This is a genomic window from Streptomyces sp. NPDC021622 (assembly GCF_040640795.1).
Lineage (GTDB): Bacteria > Actinomycetota > Actinomycetes > Streptomycetales > Streptomycetaceae > Streptomyces.
On the sequence record NZ_JBFACK010000014.1, the window covers coordinates 217,339 to 234,821 of the forward strand.

Sequence of the window (17,483 nt, forward strand, 5' to 3'; positions counted from 1 at the left end):
CGATGGGGGCCCGGCCCCACAAACCGCACCTCATCGACCGGCATAAAGTGGACGCCCATGACGTGGATGATCACAGGTGGAGCGGGATATATCGGGGCACACGTGGTGCGGGCGATGGCCGGCGCCGGGGAGCGGGTCGTCGTCCTCGACGACGTATCGGCCGGGGTGCCGGAGCGGCTGCCGGCGGACATCCCTCTCATTCGGGGCTCATCGCTCGACGGTGATCTGCTGCGCCGGGTCTTCGCCGAGCACGGCGTGACGGGTGTGGTGCATCTCGCGGCCCGCAAGCAGGTCGGCGAGTCCGTGGAGCAGCCGCTTCGCTATTACCGGGAGAACGTGGGCGGCCTGGTGACGCTGCTCGAAGCGGTGGCCGATGCAGGGATCAAGCGGTTCGTCTTCTCGTCGTCGGCCGCGGTGTACGGCAATCCGCCCGCCGTCGACCTCGTGAGCGAGGACACTCCGTGCGTACCGATCAATCCGTACGGCGAGACGAAGCTCGCCGGGGAGTGGCTGGTGCGGGCCGCGGGGCGGGCGCACGGCATTGCGACCGTGTGCCTGCGCTATTTCAACGTGGCGGGGGCGTCGGCTCCCGAGCTCGCCGACACCGGGGTCTTCAACGTCGTACCGATGGTCTTCGACCGGCTCACCCGCGGCGAGGCGCCGCGGATCTTCGGGGACGACCACCCGACGCCTGACGGCACCTGCGTGCGTGACTACATCCATGTCGCCGATCTCGCCGACGCGCATCTCGCGGCGGCCCGCCGGGTGACCGAGCGGCCCGAGGGCGATCTGACGGTGAACATCGGCCGCGGGGCCGGCGTTTCCGTACGCGAACTCGTCACGCTCATCGGCGAGGTCTCCGGCGACACCAGGCCCGCCCTCGTGGAGCCCGGCCGCGCGGGCGACGCGCCGCGGGCCGTCGCGGACGCGGGCCTCGCCGCCAAGGAGCTGGGCTGGACGGCCCGGCGCGGGGTACGCGAAATGGTCGAATCCGCTTGGGCCGGCTGGTGCCTCCACCACCCCGAGGTGCGCCGCCCGTGATCCCCTCAACGCTCTGACCTGCGTTCATTTCCGCAGGTCAGAGCATATGACAACGGTGTTCAGTGCCGCGTTGCCAGATACCCCCCACCCGTAGTTCACTGTGATCGCGTCAAGCACACGACCGGGGAACAGAAGACCGATACCGAGCACACGGAGGCGGCTTCCATGGGGGCTGGGCACGATCACGGACACACGCACGGGGGGACGGCCACCAGCGCGTACCGGGGGCGGCTGCGTGTCGCGCTCTCGATCACGATCACCGTCATGGTGGTCGAGATCGTCGGCGGGATCATGGCGGATTCGCTCGCGCTCATCGCGGACGCGACGCACATGGCGACGGACGCCCTTGGTCTCGGCATGGCGCTGCTCGCGATCCACTTCGCCAGCCGGCCGCCGACCGAGTCCCGCACGTTCGGGTACGCACGCGCCGAGATCCTCGCCGCGCTCGCCAACTGTCTGCTGCTGCTCGGCGTCGGCGGCTATGTGCTGTACGAGGCGATCCAGCGGTTCATCACGCCGGCCGACACCGAGGGCGGACTGACCATCGTCTTCGGCGTCATCGGCCTCGTCGCGAACATGATCTCGCTCTCGCTCCTGATGCGCGGCCAGAAGGACAGCCTGAACGTGCGCGGCGCCTTCCTGGAGGTGATGGCGGACGCGCTCGGCTCCGTGGCGGTGCTCGTCGCGGCGGTCCTTATCCTGACCACCGGCTGGCAGGCCGCGGACCCGATCGCCTCGCTGGTGATCGGCCTCATGATCGTCCCGCGTACGGTGAAGCTGCTGCGCGAGACCCTGAACGTGCTCCTGGAGTCGGCGCCCAAGGGCGTCGACATGGCCGAGGTCCGCGCGCACATACTGGATCTGCCGGGCGTCGAGGACGTCCACGATCTGCACGCGTGGACCATCACTTCGGGGATGCCTGTTCTCTCCGCGCATGTGGTCGTCAGCTCCGAGACGCTGAACGCGATCGGCCACGAGAAGATGCTGCACGAGCTGCAGGGCTGCCTGGGCGACCACTTCGACGTCGAGCACTGCACGTTCCAACTGGAGCCGGTCGGGCATGCGGAGCACGAGGCGAAGCTGTGCCACTGAGGGTGTCAGGCCCTTCGGTACGGCAGACTTGAGGTTCGTAGACCGAAGCGAAGGATGGGTATGCCGATCACACCTGCCACCGCGGCGAACAGCTCGTCGAACGGCACCGGAGAAGCGATCTTGCTGGAACTCGTGGACGAGGACGGCAGGACGATCGGCACAGCGGAGAAACTCTCCGCGCATCAGGCGCCCGGGCAGCTGCACCGGGCGTTCTCCGTCTTCCTCTTCGACGAACAGGGCCGGCTGCTCCTCCAGCAGCGCGCCCTGGGCAAGTACCACTCCCCCGGCGTCTGGTCGAACACCTGCTGCGGGCACCCGTACCCGGGCGAGGCGCCGTTCGCTGCGGCCGCCCGCCGCACGTACGAGGAGCTGGGCGTCTCGCCCTCGCTGCTCGCCGAGGCGGGCACCGTGCGCTACAACCACCCGGACCCCGACTCGGGCCTGGTGGAGCAGGAGTTCAACCATCTCTTCGTGGGGATGGTGCAGTCGCCGCTGCGGCCCGACGCGTCCGAGGTCGGTGAGACCGCGTTCGTGACGGCCGGTGAACTGGCGGCCCGGCACGCGCAGGGGCCGTTCTCCGCCTGGTTCATGACCGTCCTCGACGCGGCCAGGCCCGCGATCCGCGAGCTGACCGGGCCCGCGGCGGGCTGGTGAACCCGTAGCGTCAGACGGTGCCGTTGGGCTTCAGGGGCAGGGCCGCCCAGATGACCTTGCCCCCGCTCGCCGTGTGCTCCACGTCGCAGGCGCCGCCCGCCTCCTGGGTGATCTCGCGGACAAGCAGGAGACCGCGCCCGCCCGTCTGTCCGTGGTCGGCCACCAGGGCGGTCGGGCGGTAGGGGTGGTCGTCCTCGACGGAGACCCGCACCCACTCGGCGCCGACCGCGACCTCCACCGCGAGCATCGGCGAGAGCAGGGCGGCATGCCGCACCGCGTTGGTGACCAGCTCGGAGACGATGAGCAGCAGGCCCTGCACCAGATCGTCCGATGCGGGCACACCCTGCCGGGCGAGCAGATCACGTACCGCGTGCCGTGCCTGGGGCACGGAGGCGTCGACGGCCGCGGCGGTGAATCGCCACACGCCCTCGTACGGCACGCTTCCGCTCCCCCGAGGGAGCGGGCTGTGCCCCCTCCCGTCGTCGTCCATCGTCCGGTCGCCGCCCTCGCGCTCGATTGTCACCACACGTCGAGTGTTGGGAATGCTCTGGTCCGGACCGCACTACTGACCATAAGTCAGCGAGTATCGACGGCATTTGATCGGTGCCGCATGACCGCGTCAGTTGCGTGACTGTTCCTGCCCTCTTGGTTTCTCTTTCAAGTTTTCTTCGGTTTGTACGGGTTGTTCTGGTCGCTCCGCGGTCGCTCCGGCCGTTCGGGGTCCGGCCGCTCGGCGACCATGCCGACGATCCGGCGCCCGCCGACGCCCGCGGCGATCAGGCCGAGGCCGTCGAAGAGCAGGGCCAGCGAGAAGAAGCAGCCGATCACGTACTGACTGCTGCTCGGCCACTCGGAGAGCACCAGGATGCCGAGCAGCAGACCGAAGGCGCCCTGCACCAGGGTCCAGCCGAACTGCGGGCCACGCACCACCAGGCTGCCGACGAGACGGAACACACCGCCGGTCAGGAAGAGCAGCGCCGCGAACATGGTCAGCGCCGCGGCCGCCACGTCGGGCCTGGCGATGATCACGACGCCGGCCGCGATGTTCAGCGCGGCCACGACGACACCGACCCAGAAGAAGTCCGTGCCGCGCGACTGCACCGCGTGCAGCAGGCCGACGCAGCCGCCGACCAGGAGCAGCCAGCCGAACAGGAGCATCGAGGTGAGTGTGGCGACACCGGCGTAGACGAGGCCGACGAGCCCGGCCACCGTCAGGATCACGCCGAGCAGTGCCAGCATCCCGAAGCTGCGGCTGAGCTGCCGCGCGTCCCGAGTCAGGGAGGTCTTGGCGCTCTTGGATGCGGCCATCAGCGTCTCCGTTCCGCGCCCCTTCTTGATCGTACGTTCGACGGCTACGGATAGCATCCGGCGCATGGAGCCGCAGCTGAGGCAGGCCGTCACGCACGGCGTCGCCACCGTCGTCATCGATCATCCGGCCAAGCGCAACGCCATGACCACCGACATGTGGCGGCGGCTGCCGGCGCTGCTCGAAGGGCTCGCCGCCGATCCCGCGGTGCGCGCGGTCGTGCTGACCGGCGAGGGGGCGACCTTCTGCGCGGGCGCCGACATCTCCTCGCTGCGTCAGTCGCCGGGCGATGCGCAGGAGCTGGCGGTGCGGGCCGAGGACGCGCTCGCCGCCTTCCCCAAGCCGACGCTTGCCGCAGTGCGCGGCCACTGCGTGGGCGGCGGCAGTCAGCTGGCGGCGGCCTGCGATCTGCGGTTCGCGGAGGAGGGCGCCCTGTTCGGGATCACTCCGGCGAAGCTGGGGATCGTCTACCCGTCGTCGTCCACCCGGCGCCTGGTGTCCCTGGTGGGGCCCGCGACCGCCAAGTACCTGTTGTTCTCGGGCGAGTTGATCGACGCGCAGCGTGCGCTGCGCACCGGCCTGGTGGACGAGGTGCTGCCGGCGGGCGAACTGGACAAGCGGGTCGCGGAGTTCACCAAGGTCCTCGCGGCGCGCTCCCAGCTGACGCAGGCGGCGGCGAAGGAGTTCGCGGCGGGGCGCACCGACCGGGACGCCCACTGGACCGGGCAGGCACGCGACGGCGGCGACACCGCCGAAGGGGTCGCCGCCTTCCTGGAGCGCCGCGAGCCGCGCTTCACGTGGACGGCCGGCTGAAACGGCTCTTGGCGCGGAACGTCTCGACCAGGTGCGCGGGCGCCTTCTCCGGGGACCCCGCGTCGTACGGCGGCTGAGGGTCGTACTCGGTCAGGAGCTGCACGGTGCGGGCCTGCTCGTCGCCCGCGATCCGGCCGACGAGGGCGAGCCCCATGTCGATGCCGGACGAGACCCCGGCGGACGTGACGTACTTGCCGTCGAACACCACCCGCTCCCCCTTCGGCTGCGCGCCGAACTTCTCCAGCTCCGCGAGCGCGAGCCAGTGTGACGTGGCGCGGCGGCCCTTGAGCAGCCCTGCCGCGGCGAGCAGGAGGGAGCCGGTGCACACGGACGTGGTCCAGGTGCTGGTGGCGTCGGCGGAGCGGAGCCAGCTCAGGAGCGGCTCGTGCGCCATGTGCTCGCTCTGGCCGGGGCCGCCGGGGACGACCACGACGTCCGGGCTCGGCACGTCGGCGAAGGCCCGGTCCGCCACGAGTGCGAGGGAGCCACGCTCGTTGCGCACCGGGCCCGGCCGCTCCGCCACAAGGACGGTATCGGCTCCGGGGACACGGCTGAGGGTCTCGTACGGGCCGACCGCGTCCAGGGCGGTGAAGCGTTCGAACAGGGCGATGGCGATCTGCATGGGGGCCTATCCGTGGGGGACGGGTGGCGCCGGGGCGGCGAGTGGGGGCTGGAAGCGGCGCCGGTACTCGGCGGGTGCCGCGCCGAGGGTCTTGACGAAGGCCCGGCGCATCGCCTCGGGTGTGCCGTAACCGCAGGCGCGGGAGACCTCGGCGATGCCGTCGGAGGTGTCCTCCAGGAGGCGGCGCGCGTGCTCGATGCGGATGTGCTCGACGTACTTGCCCGGCGTCATGCCGGTCTCCGTCTGGAAGGCGCGGGCGAAGTGCCGGGGAGAGAGCCGGGCACGGGCGGCGAGCGAATCGACGCACAGATCGCCGTCGGGGTGCTCGGTGATCCACTGCTGGACCTCGCGCAGGGGTTCGCGCTGAGCCGTCTGCGCGGCCAGCTGGGCGCTGAACTGCGACTGGTTGCCCGGGCGCCGCAGGAAGACGACCAGATGCCGCGCCACCGTGAGCGCCGCCTCCCTGCCCAGGTCCTCCTCGACGAGGGCCAGGGTCAGGTCGATGCCGGCGGTGACGCCCGCCGAGGTCGCGACATGGCCGTCGCGCACGAAGATCGGGTCCGGGTCGACCTCGACGGCCGGGTGGTCGTGGGCCAGCCTGTCGCTGTACGCCCAGTGGGTCGTCACCCGGCGGCCGTCCAGGAGGCCCGCCGCCGCGAGCAGGGCAGCGCCGGTGCAGACCGAGACGAGGCGCTGCGCGCGCGGGGCGTTGATGCGGAGCCAGTCGGTCAGGCGGGGGTCGGGGATGCGGCTGCCGTTGCCGCCCGGCGCCAGGAGCGTGTGCGGCACGGGGGCTTCGGCCAGGGACGAGTCCGGGACAAGAGTGAGCCCGCTCGATGTGCGGACGGGAGCGCCGTCCAGGGAGGCGGTGCGGATCCGGTACGCCGGCTCGGGGGCGCCTATGTAGGCGGATGCCCCGGTGAAGACCTCGACGGGGCCGGTGACGTCGAGACTCTGGACGCCGTTGTAGAGGACGACCAGGACCGTTCGCTGCTCCATGCCCTTGATTCTTCGCCAGGCATGCAGTGTCTGCAATGACGAGATCCCCACCTTTACTGCCATCGCGGCCGCGCCGGTGCCTGGGGCTTCACCTCATACCAACCAGTCGGTAACGTGCGTCCATGACTTCTCTCACGCCCTCGTCCCCGGCCGCCGCGCTGCACCCGCGCGCGGGACGTCGATGTCACAACATGCTCAACTCGCTGCACTCCACGCACTACTTCTCGCCCGACGTGGGCCGCGAGCTCGCCGGCATCGGGATCACCAACCCCCGGGCCGTCAACTTCGCCGTGCGCACGGCGGCGATGGGCCCGGTCGGCGCCGGGGCGGTCACGGCCGCGTTCTACAACTACAAGTACGACCTCGTCGCGGAGCACGTGCCGGCGATCTGGCGCGTCGCATCCCCCGAGGACGTACTGGCGGCACGCGCGCGTGCCGTCGACGCGACCCTGCGCCGGCTTCTCGGCGAAGAAGCCATCGCATCCCCGGAGATGGCGGAGGCGGCGGAGCTCGCCCTGCGCGCCGCCGAGGCGTGCTCCCGCTCCGGGCGCCCGCTGTACGCCGCGCACGCGGACCTGCCCGTCCCCGAGCAGCCGCACCTCGCGTACTTCCACGCCGCGACGCTGCTGCGCGAGCACCGGGGCGACGGACATCTGGCCGTCCTCCTGAACGCCGAACTCGACGCGGTCGAGGCCCTGGTGAGCCACACGGCGACCGGCAAGGGCATGACTCCGAAGTGGATCTTCAGCACGCGCGGCTGGACCCAGGAGGACTGGGACGCCGCCGTGGAGCGGCTGCGGGCCCGCGGACTGCTCGACGGCGCTGGCGAGTTGACGGAGGCGGGCGTCGCGCTGCGCGGGGACATCGAGGAGGCCACGGACCGCCTCGACCGCGCGCCGTACGAGCACCTGGGCGCCGCGGGCGTCGAGCGCCTGACGGAGCTGGGGTCGGCGTTCATCGGAGCCGCGCTGACGGCGGGCGCGTTCCCGGCGGATCTGCTCGGCAAGGCCTGAGCATGGCCCGTCCCCGTTGAGGTACCCGGACGTCGCGAGGGCCGGCGCATTCCGCACCGGCCCGCGAGACGGAAGGGAAACACCCATGCTCCGTGCGATCGCGGACATCCTGCGTCAGATCGGTGCCACCCTCGCCGCGGTGGTCACGCTGCCGTTCCGCGCCCTCGCCCGGCTGTTCGGCGGCGCCTCACGCTCCGGACGGCGGACGGGCCGACGGCCGATGCGACGGCCGGGCCGGGCACGCCGGGTCTGATCCCCCCGCTGTCGGTGCCACCTGCCACAATTGCCCGGCAACCCCAGTGAGAAGGCGGTACCGGAACGTGGCACCTCTGCAGACGTCCACTCCAGCATCCATCGAAAGCAGGATCGCCGAGGAACTCGGTGTACGGGAGCGGCAGGTGAAGGCCGCCGTCGACCTGCTCGACGGCGGTTCGACGGTGCCCTTCATCGCGCGCTACCGCAAGGAAGCGACCGAGATGCTCGACGACGCGCAGCTGCGCACGCTCGAGGAGCGGCTGCGTTATCTGCGGGAGCTCGAGGACCGGCGCGCGGCGATCATCGAATCGGTCCGTGAGCAGGGCAAACTCACCGACGAGCTCGAGGCGCGGATCCGCGCGGCGGACACCAAGGCGCGCCTCGAGGACATCTACCTGCCGTTCAAGCCGAAGCGGCGCACCAAGGCGCAGATCGCCCGCGAGGCGGGTCTGGAGCCGCTGGCCGACGGCCTGCTCGGCGACCCGTCCGTGGACCCGCACGCGGCGGCCGCCGCGTTCGTCGACGCCGACAAGGGCGTCGCCGACCCGCAGGCCGCCCTGGATGGCGCCCGCGCGATCCTCGCGGAGCGTTTCTCCGAGGACGCCGACCTGATCGGCGAGCTGCGCGAGCGCATGTGGGTGCGCGGCCGGCTCGCCGCGAAGGTCCGCGACGGCAAGGAGGAGGCGGGCGCCAAGTTCGCCGACTACTTCGACTTCGCCGAGCCCTTCAAGGAGCTGCCCTCGCACCGCGTCCTCGCGATGCTGCGCGGCGAGAAGGAGGAGGTCCTCGACCTCGTCCTGGAGCCCGAGGAGGCCACGGAGGGCCCGTCTTCGTACGAGGGGATCGTCGCCCACCGCTTCGGCGTCGCCGACCGCGGCCGTCCCGCGGACAAGTGGCTGCAGGACACGGTCCGCTGGTCCTGGCGCACCCGCATCCTCGTGCACCTGGGCATCGACCTGCGCCTTCGCCTGCGCACGGCCGCCGAGGACGAGGCGGTGCGGGTCTTCGCGTCGAACCTGCGCGACCTGCTGCTCGCCGCACCGGCGGGCACGCGCGCGACGCTGGGGCTCGACCCCGGTTTCCGTACGGGCGTGAAGGTGGCCGTCGTCGACGCGACCGGCAAGGTCGTCGCGACGGACGTCATCAACCCGCACGTCCCGGCCAACAAGTGGGACCAGTCCCTGGCCACCCTGGCGAAGCTCGCCAAGGAGCACTCGGTCGACCTCATCGCGATCGGGAACGGCACGGCGTCCCGCGAGACGGACAAGCTCGCCGGTGAACTCATCACCAAGCACCCGGAGTTGAACCTCACCAAGGTGATGGTCTCCGAGGCGGGCGCCTCCGTGTACTCGGCCTCCGCGTTCGCCTCGCAGGAGCTGCCCGACATGGACGTGTCGCTGCGCGGCGCCGTGTCCATCGCCCGCCGTCTTCAGGACCCGCTCGCCGAGCTGGTGAAGATCGACCCGAAGTCCATCGGCGTCGGCCAGTACCAGCACGACCTCTCCGAGGTGAAGCTCTCGCGCTCGCTCGACGCGGTCGTCGAGGACTGTGTGAACGGCGTCGGCGTGGACGTGAACACGGCGTCCGCCCCGCTGCTCGCCCGGGTCTCCGGGATCGGCTCGGGCCTCGCCGAGAACATCGTGGCGCACCGCGACGCGAACGGCCCCTTCTCGTCCCGCAAGGGCCTCAAGGACGTTCCGCGCCTCGGTCCCAAGGCGTACGAGCAGTGCGCGGGCTTCCTGCGCATCCGGGGCGGCGACGACCCGCTCGACGCCTCCAGCGTGCACCCCGAGGCGTACCCGGTGGTGCGCAAGATGGCGAAGAAGACGGGCGGCGAGGTCGCTTCGCTCATCGGCGACACGGGGACGCTGCGCTCGCTCAGGGCGGACGAGTTCGTGGACGAGTCCTTCGGTCTGCCGACCGTGAGCGACATCTTGAAGGAGCTGGAGAAGCCGGGGCGCGACCCGCGTCCCGCGTTCAAGACGGCGACCTTCAAGGACGGCGTCGAGAAGATCTCCGACCTCGCGTCGGGGATGGTCCTGGAGGGTGTCGTCACGAACGTGGCGGCGTTCGGTGCCTTCGTGGACATCGGCGTCCACCAGGACGGGCTCGTGCATGTCTCGGCGATGTCCAAGACGTTCGTCAAGGACCCGCGTGACGTGGTGAAGCCGGGCGACATCGTCAAGGTGAAGGTGATGGACGTCGACATTCCGCGCAAGCGGATCTCGCTGACGCTGCGCCTGGACGACGAGGCTGCGCCCGCCGGTGGGGAGCAGCCCAAGCGCGGCGGGCGCCCGCCCCAGCAGAGGGGGCAGCGGCCCCCTCGCCAGCAGGGCGGCCAGGGTCAGCGGCAGCAGAAGCGGCAGGGGCCGCCGCCGGCCAATGACGCGATGGCTGACGCGCTGCGGCGGGCCGGGCTTCTGGACCCCAAGCAGCGCTGACGTACTTGCCTGCGGGTGGGTGGGTGGTTCGCCGGCCTGGCGGCCGGCGCTTCCCACCCACCCGCCCGATTACCCCGCAGCGTCAAGGTGACGGAAGTTCCAGCACCTTGCCGTCAGCCACTTCCAACCGCCTTGTCACCCGCACCGCGTCCAGCATCCTGCGGTCGTGCGTGACCAGGAGCAGCGTGCCCTCGTAGGACTCCAGGGCGGCCTCCAGCTGCTCGATCGCCGGCAGGTCGAGGTGGTTCGTCGGCTCGTCCAGGACGAGGAGGTTGACGCCTCGCCCTTGCAGGAGCGCGAGCGCCGCGCGGGTGCGTTCGCCCGGGGAGAGGGTGGCCGCCGAGCGCAGGACGTGCGCGGCCTTCAGGCCGAACTTGGCGAGCAGCGTGCGCACTTCGGCCGGCTCGGTGTCCGGCACGGCGGCGCAGAACGCGTCCAGGAGCGACTCGGAGCCGTGGAACAGCGCACGGGCCTGGTCGACCTCGCCGACGAGCACGCCTGAGCCGAGGGCCGCGTGCCCCGCGTCCGTGGGGACGCGGCCCAGCAGGGCGCCGAGCAGCGTCGACTTGCCCGAGCCGTTCGCACCGGTGATCGCGACGCGGTCCGCCCAGTCGATCTGCAGGGTGACCGGGCCGAGCGTGAAGTCGCCGCGGTGCACCTCCGCGTCGCGGAGTGTGGCGACGACGCTGCCGGAGCGCGGCGCCGACGCGATCTCCATGCGCAGTTCCCACTCCTTGCGGGGCTCCTCGACGACGTCGAGGCGTTCGATCATGCGCTGGGTCTGGCGGGCCTTCGCCGCCTGCTTCTCGCTGGCGTCGCTGCGGAAGTTGCGGCCGATCTTGTCGTTGTCGCCCGCCTTGCGACGGGCGTTCTTGACGCCCTTGTCCATCCAGGACCGCTGCATCTGGGCGCGGCCTTCGAGGGCGGACTTCTTGTCGGCGTACTCCTCGAACTCGTCGCGTGCGTGGCGGCGCGCGACGTCCCGCTCCTCCAGATACGCCTCGTAGCCGCCGCCGTAGAGGTTGATCTGCTGCTGGGCGAGGTCGAGTTCGAGGACCTTGGTGACCGTGCGGGTGAGGAACTCGCGGTCGTGGCTGACGACGACCGTGCCGGCCCGCAGTCCTCGTACGAAGCTCTCCAGGCGGTCGAGGCCCGCGAGGTCCAGGTCGTTGGTCGGCTCGTCCAGGAGGAACACGTCGTAGCGGGACAGGAGCAGCGATGCCAGGCCCGCGCGGGCGGCCTGACCGCCGGAGAGGGAGGTCATGGGCTGGTCGAGGCTGACGCTCAGGCCAAGGGACGCGGCGACCTCGTCGGCCCGCTCGTCCAGGTCGGCGCCGCCCAGGGCCAGCCAGCGCTCCAGGCTCTGCGCGTACGCGTCGTCCGCGCCCGGCGCCCCGTCGACCAGGCCCTGGGTGGCCTCGTCCATCGTCCGCTGAGCCTCGGCGACGCCGGTGCGGCGGGCCAGGAAGGCGCGGATGGACTCGCCGGGGCGGCGGTCGGGCTCCTGGGGCAGGTGGCCCACGGACGCGCTGGGCGGGGAGAGCCGGAGTTCGCCGGTCTCCGGGGTGTCGAGGCCCGCGAGGAGACGCAGCAGCGTGGACTTGCCCGCGCCGTTGGCGCCGACCAGGCCGATGACGTCGCCGGGGGCGACGACCAGCTCAAGGGCGGAGAACAGCGAGCGGTCGCCGTGGCCGGCGGCGAGGTTCTTGGCGACGAGGGTTGCGGTCATCAGGGGGTCGAGTTTAGGCGAGAGCCGGGACCGGATCGTCCGGCGCCTCGGTTCACCCGCGCGGCCCGCTCGGCCCGCTCGGCCCGCTCAGCTTCTCCGGGTTGAACTGGAAGCGCATGTTCTGGATCAAGCCGTCGGCCAGGTCGTAGGTCAGACAGCCGCCTATGTAGTCGCCCACCTTGATCAGGATGCCCAGTTCGCCGTTGATCGTGGCGGGCTCCAGCGTGACGCCCGTCAGCGCGGGCTTCGCCAGGACGCCGAGGAACCAGCGCGCCACATGGTCCGTGCCGTACAGCGGGCGGCGGGCCGCGGTGACCTTGCCGCCGCCGTCGGACCAGGCGGTGACGTCGGGGGCCAGCATCTCCATGACCGCGTTGAGATCGCCGCCCGAGCAGGCCGCCAGGAACCGTGCGGTGACCTGGCGGCGCTGGTCCGCGTCGGTGTCGAAGCGGGGGCGGCGCGCCTGGACGTGCGCGCGGGCCCGGTGGGCGATCTGCCGGACGGTGGCCTCGGGGCGTTCGAGGACATCGGCGATCTCGGCGTGCGTGTAGCCGAAGACCTCGCGGAGCAGGAAGACCGCGCGCTCGACCGGGCTGAGGGATTCGAGCACGACGAGCATCGCCGTCGAGACGGTGTCGGCCATCTCGCTCTCCTCCGCGATGTCGGGTGACGTGAGCAGCGGTTCGGGGAGCCACGGGCCGATGTAGGTCTCGCGGGTGGCCCGCACCGAAGTGAGCCGGTTGAGCGACAGGTTGGTGACCGTGCGCACCAGGTACGCCTTGGGGTGGCGGACGGCGTCGCGGTCCGCCGAGTTCCAGCTCAGCCAGGCGTCCTGCAGGACATCCTCGGCATCGGCGACGCTGCCCAGCATCCGGTAGGCGGTGGAGTGCAGCAGCCGCCGGTGCTCGAGGAACGGGTCAAGTGCGGGCTTGGCGTCGGTCATCGGGGCATGCTCCCAGGGTGTCGACGGGGTGCCTAGGTGTACGCGTACCGCACCGCCCCCTCTTCACTTGCGGAGGCGGGCCGCCCGTACCGCGGTGACCAGGATCCAGAGGATCGCCGTGAAGCGGCCGAGCGGGAGCAGCAGCATGAGCGACTCGCTCACGAAGGTGGCGAGCGAGAGGAGCGCGAGCCCGGCCGACGTCAGGCCGAGGACCGTGGTCCAGCGGGGTGCCGACGTACGGAACGCGAGGGCACTCGCACCGACGACGATCCCCAGGAACGGGACGTGGGCGGGGCCGCCCGCCATGAAGGTGAGGTAGTGCAGCGTGTGCAGGGTGTCGCCGCTCGCGTCGAGCACGGGGATGGCGAGACCGATGAGCGCACAGGCCGCAAGGCCCGCGGCGGCGCAGAGGCCGGCGGCCCTCACGAGCCCCGCCCTCGCGGCCCCCTTGGTCAGCGCCAGCACGAAGGCGGCCAGCGGCACGGCGGACAGCAGCTGCAGGATGCCCATGCCGAGGACGACGCCGCCGTTGTCGGCGAAGTACGCCTCCGCCACCTTGTCCGCCTCGAACGGCGACGGATAGGTGGTACTGCCGGCGAGGCCGGAGAAGACCAGGCTCGCGATGAAGAGGACGGCGAAGCCGACTCCGGTGAGGGCGAGGCGGTTGGACGCGGGTGCGGCCGCTGTGGCCGGTGCGGGAGAGGTGATGGCAGACATCTGGCTAACTCCTGGATGGGGATGAGGTGTTGGTGACGTTCTGGTGCGGCGGCGACATCACGAGAATCTCGGTTCGCGCCGCGTACCGCGTCGTACGAGGGGCACGACCTGGGCTGCTCCCTACGTCGTATCCGCGGGCCGCGCCCTGCGCTCAGCGGCGTAGTGCACGGGCTCCCAGCCGAGTTCCGCACAGGCCTTGGCGTGCGAGGTGCGGAGCGTGGTGTCGGCCATCAGCACACCGAGGTACGGGGCCGTCCGGCGCTGCAGCCAGGCCGGGAGCCCCGGTCCAGGGCTTCGGCGCGTGCCGGTTCGGCGCCGAGCGTGCGTACGGCAGCGGCGGCTGCATCACTGCGGGGCAGGGCCAGGACGTGACGTCCGGCCGCGGTCAGCGCGCCCGTCAGGGGACGGCCGATCGCGCCGGTGGCTCCGGCGAGCAGGACCCTCATCGCGCCTTCCGCTCGGGCCGGGTGGCGCGGCCGCCCTTGGAGAGGGAGGCGGACACGGTCATGCGCTTGCTCATGCGGTAGAGCTTCAGCGGGCTGCCGCTGATCGTCTCCTTGTAGGCGACGGCGGGCCTGCCGTGCAGGAACCAGCGGCGCGGGGTGTCGTCGGCGTGCGTGAACTGGATGACGGCGTCGCGGCGGCCGAGGCTGACGGGCTGGTGGAAGTAGCCGAAGCGGAACGGCCTGATGGCCTTGCCGCGCAGCCGGCGGGCCAGCGCGTCGGCGGTGTACGCGGCGACGGGGAGGCCGCTCTGGCAAGTGCCGTGGACCTGGCCCCACGCCTGGCGCACGGCGGCGGCGTCGCCGATCGCGTGGATCTCCGGGTGCGAGGTCGAACGGAGAGTGGCGTCGACCAGGATGAGGCCGCGCCTGTCGACGGCGATTCCGGAGTCCGCCGCGAGGGCGGGGACCCGTACGCCGGTGGTCCACAGGCACGCGTCGGACGCGATGTGCCGGCCGTCCGCCAACTCGACGCCGTCGGGCAGGACTTTGGTGATCGCGGAGCCGGTGCGCAGGGTGATGCCGAGGCGCTCGAACGCGGCGTGGAGGTGGGCGCGTGCCTTCCGGCCCATCATGGTGCCCGGTTCGCCGCGGCTGATCAGTGTGACGCGCAGGCCCGGGTGGCTCTCGGCGATCTCGGTGGCCGCCTCGATGCCGGTGAGGCCGCCGCCGCACACGGCCACGGTGCCGCCGTCGACTGCCAGGCGGGCGAGCCGGGTGGCGAAGTGGTGTGCCGCGGCAGGGCTGTTCAGGGTCTCGGCATGCTCATCGGCGCCCGGCACCGCAGCGGTGTCGGTGGAGCTGCCGATGGCGTACACGAGGTTGTCGTAAGGCAGCTCGGCCGCGCCCTCCGGCGTCCGCACCGCCACTGTCCGGCCTGCGGTGTCGATGCCCGTCGCCGTGCCCTGCACGAACTCGACGCCCGTGCCCGTCAGGAGCTCGGGGATCTGATGGTCCGCCAGTTCCTGTCCGGCGACGACCTGATGCATCCGCAGCCGCTCGGTGAACCGGGCCGACGGGTTGACCAGCGTGACGCGGGCGCCGGTACGCCGGGTGCGGCGGGCCAGGCGGATCGCGCACAGCAGGCCGGTGTAGCCGCCGCCGATGATGACGATCCGGTGGTCGGTGCTCATGCGCAACTCCCCTGCTCGTGCCCCGTATTCGGGGGCGTCGTTTCGGTGACGCCCATGGGACAGACGAGCTCGGCCGCGCGTGACAGACCATCGATGTGATCCAGGTCACGGTTCCGATGGGGTGCGGGCTACCTTCTTATCGGTGCCACCAGGACGCTGTCCGTCGTCCGGGCCACCACGAACGACTCCCCCTTCGTCGCCTTGCCGTCCAGCGGGATGCGGTGCTCCCCCGGTTCGAGCACGTCCTCGAAGACCTCGTGGACCTGGGTGCGCGAGAGCCGGTCGAGGCGGTACGCGACGAGCTGGACCCGGCATGTCGAGGTGATCTCGACGTCCGCCGAGCCGTCCATCGCCGCGAGACGCGTCAGGCGCCGCTGCTCCGACGGGCTGCGGTCCAGGGCGTGCTCTATCTGCGCCACCAGGAGCGGGATGATCGGGGCGAGGCCGTCGACGTACGCGACCTGGAGTCCCGCCCCTTCGAACGCGGCGCGCACCCCGTCGCGCGTCGCGGCCGGGACCGCGCGGCCGAAGGCCACCGCCCCGTACGTGCGCAGCTCGTCCGGTGGCACGCCCGCCGCGTCCGCGGCGATATCCGCGCCGACACCGATCGTGCGCAGCGCGGCGGCGAGCTTGGCGAGGACGGCGACGCGCGCCCCGATCAGGAGCACCCGGCGGCGCGCCGTCGGCTCACCGCCGGTGAGCAACTGGCCGAGGGCTTCGCGGTATTCGGCACCGCGGAAGCGGAAGGGCCCTATGCCGTGGTAGCCGTTGAGCTCCAGGTCGGCCCGCTCGGCGGTCTGCCAGGCGAAGTCACGCCAGACATAGGCGTCGGCACCGTCCGGTGCCCGCTCGATGACGGCGGTGACCGCCCCGCACTCCAGGCCCTCGCATTCGGGGCATCCGTAGATGACGTGCCGGCCTTCGAGCAGCGGCGCCTCCGTTTCCAGGAGCAGTCCGCGTACGTGATGGCTGAAGATCGCGGGTGGTACGTCGGCGGCGAGGGGGGAGACGGCGTCGAGGTCGGAGAGCTGGAACAGCAGCGGTCGTCCGTTCACGATGAAGTCGACGAAATCCCGGTGGACTTGGTAGTCACCGTTGGCGAGAACTCCACCGGCGCGCATGGCCGGTGCCAGACCGAAGGTCGCGTACTCGGCAGACATGGTGTGAGTATCCCCACCTGAGACGTGATGTGAGCACGGCATCACGCATTCCGCTACGTTCCTGGGATGGACGAGGCGCGTGACAGCGATGTGATCGTGGTGGGCAGTGGTGTCATCGGTCTGACGACCGCTGTCCTGCTCGCCGAACAAGGGCGCCGGGTGCGGGTGTGGTCGCGGGAGCCCGCCGAGCACACGACCTCGGCGGTCGCGGGCGCGCTGTGGTGGCCCTACCGCATCGAGCCCGCCCGGTCCGTGGGCGACTGGTCGCTCCAATCCCTGTCCGTGTACGAGGAGTTGGCGACGCGGGCCGACGAGCCCGGCGTACGCATGGTCGATGGCGTACACGCCGAGACGCGGCTGGACGAGCTCGGGCCGTGGGCGGCCCGGGTGGCGGGGCTGCGGACCGCGAGCCGCGCCGAGTACGACGGCCCTGGCGTGTGGGCGCGGCTGCCGCTCATCGACATGCCGGTGCATCTGCGGTGGCTGCGCGAGCGTCTGGCGCGGGCGGGCGGGACCGTGGAGGTACGCACCGTGGAGAGCCTTGCCGAGCCCCTTGCCGGGGCGCGGTGTGTGGTCAACTGCTCGGGGATCGGGGCGCGGACGCTGGCGCCTGACGCCTCGGTGCGGCCGGTGCGGGGGCAGCTGGTGCTGGTGGAGAACCCCGGGGTGCGGACGTGGTTCGCCTCCGCGGCCGCCACCGCGCACACGTCGACGTACTTCTTCCCGCAGCCGGGCAGGCTCGTGCTCGGCGGCACGGCGCAGGAGGACGACTGGTCGTTGGAGCCGGATCCCGCGGTGGCCGACGCGATCGTGAAGCGGTGCGCGGAGGTGCGGCCCGAGATCGCGGGGGCGCGGGTGCTCGGCCACCGGGTGGGGCTGCGGCCGGCACGCCCCGCGGTGCGGATCGAGCGTGAACTCCACGACGGTGGCCGGGTGTTGGTGCACAACTACGGCCATGGGGGCGCCGGGGTCACGGTGGCGTGGGGATGCGCCCAGGAGGCGGCGCGTCTCGCGGACGGGACGGCCGCCTCCCCCTGATGGGACAGGGTCGGTCTTGACGGA

General features: G+C 71.6%; 18 protein-coding genes. 8 read left to right on the forward strand and 10 right to left on the reverse strand.

Annotated elements, in window-relative coordinates; all coding sequences use genetic code 11:
• The first annotated feature begins 57 nt into the window (after positions 1 to 57).
• The 3 genes from galE (at position 58) to idi (ending at position 2,787) form a co-directional block, all read left to right on the forward strand.
• Positions 58 to 1,041 (forward strand): UDP-glucose 4-epimerase GalE, encoded by a 984-nt coding sequence (gene galE, locus AB0G47_RS27235; protein ID WP_360775014.1) that lies wholly within the window; start codon positions 58 to 60, stop codon positions 1,039 to 1,041.
• Between the two features lie 165 nt (positions 1,042 to 1,206).
• Complete coding sequence (locus tag AB0G47_RS27240) at positions 1,207 to 2,133, forward strand: cation diffusion facilitator family transporter (protein WP_360775016.1); 927 nt, start codon at positions 1,207 to 1,209, stop codon at positions 2,131 to 2,133.
• A 60-nt stretch (positions 2,134 to 2,193) separates the two neighbouring features.
• Entirely contained in the window at positions 2,194 to 2,787 is a 594-nt protein-coding gene (idi, locus tag AB0G47_RS27245) for an isopentenyl-diphosphate Delta-isomerase (protein ID WP_360775018.1), read from the forward strand.
• 10 nt (positions 2,788 to 2,797) lie between these two features.
• Here the strand turns inward: idi and AB0G47_RS27250 are convergent, their stop codons facing one another.
• Positions 2,798 to 3,277 carry an ATP-binding protein gene (locus tag AB0G47_RS27250; RefSeq protein WP_360775148.1) on the reverse strand — a complete coding sequence of 160 codons (480 nt, stop codon included), beginning with the start codon at positions 3,275 to 3,277 and terminating at the stop codon, positions 2,798 to 2,800.
• A gap of 167 nt (positions 3,278 to 3,444) precedes the next feature.
• Positions 3,445 to 4,095, reverse strand: coding sequence for a DUF308 domain-containing protein (locus AB0G47_RS27255; RefSeq protein WP_360775021.1), 651 nt, complete (start codon positions 4,093 to 4,095; stop codon positions 3,445 to 3,447).
• A 64-nt stretch (positions 4,096 to 4,159) separates the two neighbouring features.
• Here AB0G47_RS27255 and AB0G47_RS27260 point away from each other — a divergent pair, with 64 nt between their 5' ends.
• Positions 4,160 to 4,906, forward strand: a complete 747-nt coding sequence (locus tag AB0G47_RS27260) for an enoyl-CoA hydratase/isomerase family protein (protein ID WP_360775024.1) — start codon at positions 4,160 to 4,162, stop codon at positions 4,904 to 4,906.
• On the opposite strand, the gene AB0G47_RS27265 is transcribed toward AB0G47_RS27260, so the two are convergent.
• Positions 4,887 to 5,528 carry a DJ-1/PfpI family protein gene (locus tag AB0G47_RS27265; RefSeq protein ID WP_360775027.1) on the reverse strand — a complete coding sequence of 214 codons (642 nt, stop codon included), beginning with the start codon at positions 5,526 to 5,528 and terminating at the stop codon, positions 4,887 to 4,889. The genes AB0G47_RS27260 and AB0G47_RS27265 overlap by 20 nt on opposite strands.
• 6 nt (positions 5,529 to 5,534) lie before the next feature.
• The gene (locus tag AB0G47_RS27270) at positions 5,535 to 6,527 is read right to left on the reverse strand and encodes a GlxA family transcriptional regulator (RefSeq protein ID WP_360775030.1); all 993 of its coding nucleotides are present in this window, start codon (positions 6,525 to 6,527) and stop codon (positions 5,535 to 5,537) included.
• A 122-nt stretch (positions 6,528 to 6,649) separates the two neighbouring features.
• Between AB0G47_RS27270 and AB0G47_RS27275 the strand changes: the two genes are divergently transcribed.
• From AB0G47_RS27275 to AB0G47_RS27285, 3 genes are all read left to right on the forward strand, one after another.
• Complete coding sequence (locus tag AB0G47_RS27275) at positions 6,650 to 7,540, forward strand: hypothetical protein (RefSeq protein WP_360775033.1); 891 nt, start codon at positions 6,650 to 6,652, stop codon at positions 7,538 to 7,540.
• Between the two features lie 85 nt (positions 7,541 to 7,625).
• Entirely contained in the window at positions 7,626 to 7,793 is a 168-nt protein-coding gene (locus AB0G47_RS27280; RefSeq protein ID WP_360775036.1) for an LPFR motif small protein, read from the forward strand.
• 67 nt (positions 7,794 to 7,860) lie between these two features.
• Positions 7,861 to 10,236: a Tex family protein gene (locus AB0G47_RS27285; RefSeq protein ID WP_360775038.1), complete on the forward strand. Its 2,376-nt coding sequence runs from the start codon at positions 7,861 to 7,863 to the stop codon at positions 10,234 to 10,236.
• A gap of 82 nt (positions 10,237 to 10,318) precedes the next feature.
• Here AB0G47_RS27285 and AB0G47_RS27290 read toward each other — a convergent pair whose 3' ends face one another.
• From AB0G47_RS27290 to AB0G47_RS27315, 6 genes are all read right to left on the reverse strand, one after another.
• Positions 10,319 to 11,965 carry an ABC-F family ATP-binding cassette domain-containing protein gene (locus AB0G47_RS27290; protein ID WP_360775041.1) on the reverse strand — a complete coding sequence of 549 codons (1,647 nt, stop codon included), beginning with the start codon at positions 11,963 to 11,965 and terminating at the stop codon, positions 10,319 to 10,321.
• 52 nt (positions 11,966 to 12,017) lie between these two features.
• Positions 12,018 to 12,908 carry an RNA polymerase sigma-70 factor gene (locus AB0G47_RS27295; RefSeq protein ID WP_360775044.1) on the reverse strand — a complete coding sequence of 297 codons (891 nt, stop codon included), beginning with the start codon at positions 12,906 to 12,908 and terminating at the stop codon, positions 12,018 to 12,020.
• A gap of 63 nt (positions 12,909 to 12,971) precedes the next feature.
• Complete coding sequence (locus tag AB0G47_RS27300) at positions 12,972 to 13,625, reverse strand: hypothetical protein (protein WP_360775046.1); 654 nt, start codon at positions 13,623 to 13,625, stop codon at positions 12,972 to 12,974.
• Between the two features lie 230 nt (positions 13,626 to 13,855).
• The gene (locus AB0G47_RS27305; protein WP_360775049.1) at positions 13,856 to 14,071 is read right to left on the reverse strand and encodes a hypothetical protein; all 216 of its coding nucleotides are present in this window, start codon (positions 14,069 to 14,071) and stop codon (positions 13,856 to 13,858) included.
• On the reverse strand, positions 14,068 to 15,261 hold the full coding sequence (locus AB0G47_RS27310; protein ID WP_360775052.1) for an FAD-dependent oxidoreductase: 1,194 nt from the start codon (positions 15,259 to 15,261) through the stop codon (positions 14,068 to 14,070). Before AB0G47_RS27310 ends, AB0G47_RS27305 begins: the two co-directional genes overlap by 4 nt.
• Positions 15,262 to 15,389: 128 nt before the next feature.
• A complete protein-coding gene (locus AB0G47_RS27315; protein WP_360775055.1) occupies positions 15,390 to 16,421 on the reverse strand; it encodes an oxidoreductase in 1,032 nt (343 codons plus the stop codon).
• Between the two features lie 66 nt (positions 16,422 to 16,487).
• Here AB0G47_RS27315 and AB0G47_RS27320 point away from each other — a divergent pair, with 66 nt between their 5' ends.
• Positions 16,488 to 17,459, forward strand: a complete 972-nt coding sequence (locus AB0G47_RS27320) for an FAD-dependent oxidoreductase (protein WP_360775058.1) — start codon at positions 16,488 to 16,490, stop codon at positions 17,457 to 17,459.
• The last annotated feature ends 24 nt before the right edge of the window (positions 17,460 to 17,483 follow it).

What these genes read in the sequence shown, in the direction of transcription:
- galE (WP_360775014.1), top strand. Translation starts at nt 58, where the DNA reads ATGACGTGGATGATCACAGGTGGAGCGGGATATATCGGGGCACACGTG.
- AB0G47_RS27240 (WP_360775016.1), top strand. Translation starts at nt 1,207, where the DNA reads ATGGGGGCTGGGCACGATCACGGACACACGCACGGGGGGACGGCCACC.
- idi (WP_360775018.1), top strand. Translation starts at nt 2,194, where the DNA reads ATGCCGATCACACCTGCCACCGCGGCGAACAGCTCGTCGAACGGCACC.
- AB0G47_RS27250 (WP_360775148.1), bottom strand. Translation starts at nt 3,277, where the DNA reads ATGGACGACGACGGGAGGGGGCACAGCCCGCTCCCTCGGGGGAGCGGA.
- AB0G47_RS27255 (WP_360775021.1), bottom strand. Translation starts at nt 4,095, where the DNA reads ATGGCCGCATCCAAGAGCGCCAAGACCTCCCTGACTCGGGACGCGCGG.
- AB0G47_RS27260 (WP_360775024.1), top strand. Translation starts at nt 4,160, where the DNA reads ATGGAGCCGCAGCTGAGGCAGGCCGTCACGCACGGCGTCGCCACCGTC.
- AB0G47_RS27265 (WP_360775027.1), bottom strand. Translation starts at nt 5,528, where the DNA reads ATGCAGATCGCCATCGCCCTGTTCGAACGCTTCACCGCCCTGGACGCG.
- AB0G47_RS27270 (WP_360775030.1), bottom strand. Translation starts at nt 6,527, where the DNA reads ATGGAGCAGCGAACGGTCCTGGTCGTCCTCTACAACGGCGTCCAGAGT.
- AB0G47_RS27275 (WP_360775033.1), top strand. Translation starts at nt 6,650, where the DNA reads ATGACTTCTCTCACGCCCTCGTCCCCGGCCGCCGCGCTGCACCCGCGC.
- AB0G47_RS27280 (WP_360775036.1), top strand. Translation starts at nt 7,626, where the DNA reads ATGCTCCGTGCGATCGCGGACATCCTGCGTCAGATCGGTGCCACCCTC.
- AB0G47_RS27290 (WP_360775041.1), bottom strand. Translation starts at nt 11,965, where the DNA reads ATGACCGCAACCCTCGTCGCCAAGAACCTCGCCGCCGGCCACGGCGAC.
- AB0G47_RS27295 (WP_360775044.1), bottom strand. Translation starts at nt 12,908, where the DNA reads ATGACCGACGCCAAGCCCGCACTTGACCCGTTCCTCGAGCACCGGCGG.
- AB0G47_RS27300 (WP_360775046.1), bottom strand. Translation starts at nt 13,625, where the DNA reads ATGTCTGCCATCACCTCTCCCGCACCGGCCACAGCGGCCGCACCCGCG.
- AB0G47_RS27305 (WP_360775049.1), bottom strand. Translation starts at nt 14,071, where the DNA reads ATGAGGGTCCTGCTCGCCGGAGCCACCGGCGCGATCGGCCGTCCCCTG.
- AB0G47_RS27310 (WP_360775052.1), bottom strand. Translation starts at nt 15,261, where the DNA reads ATGAGCACCGACCACCGGATCGTCATCATCGGCGGCGGCTACACCGGC.
- AB0G47_RS27315 (WP_360775055.1), bottom strand. Translation starts at nt 16,421, where the DNA reads ATGTCTGCCGAGTACGCGACCTTCGGTCTGGCACCGGCCATGCGCGCC.
- AB0G47_RS27320 (WP_360775058.1), top strand. Translation starts at nt 16,488, where the DNA reads ATGGACGAGGCGCGTGACAGCGATGTGATCGTGGTGGGCAGTGGTGTC.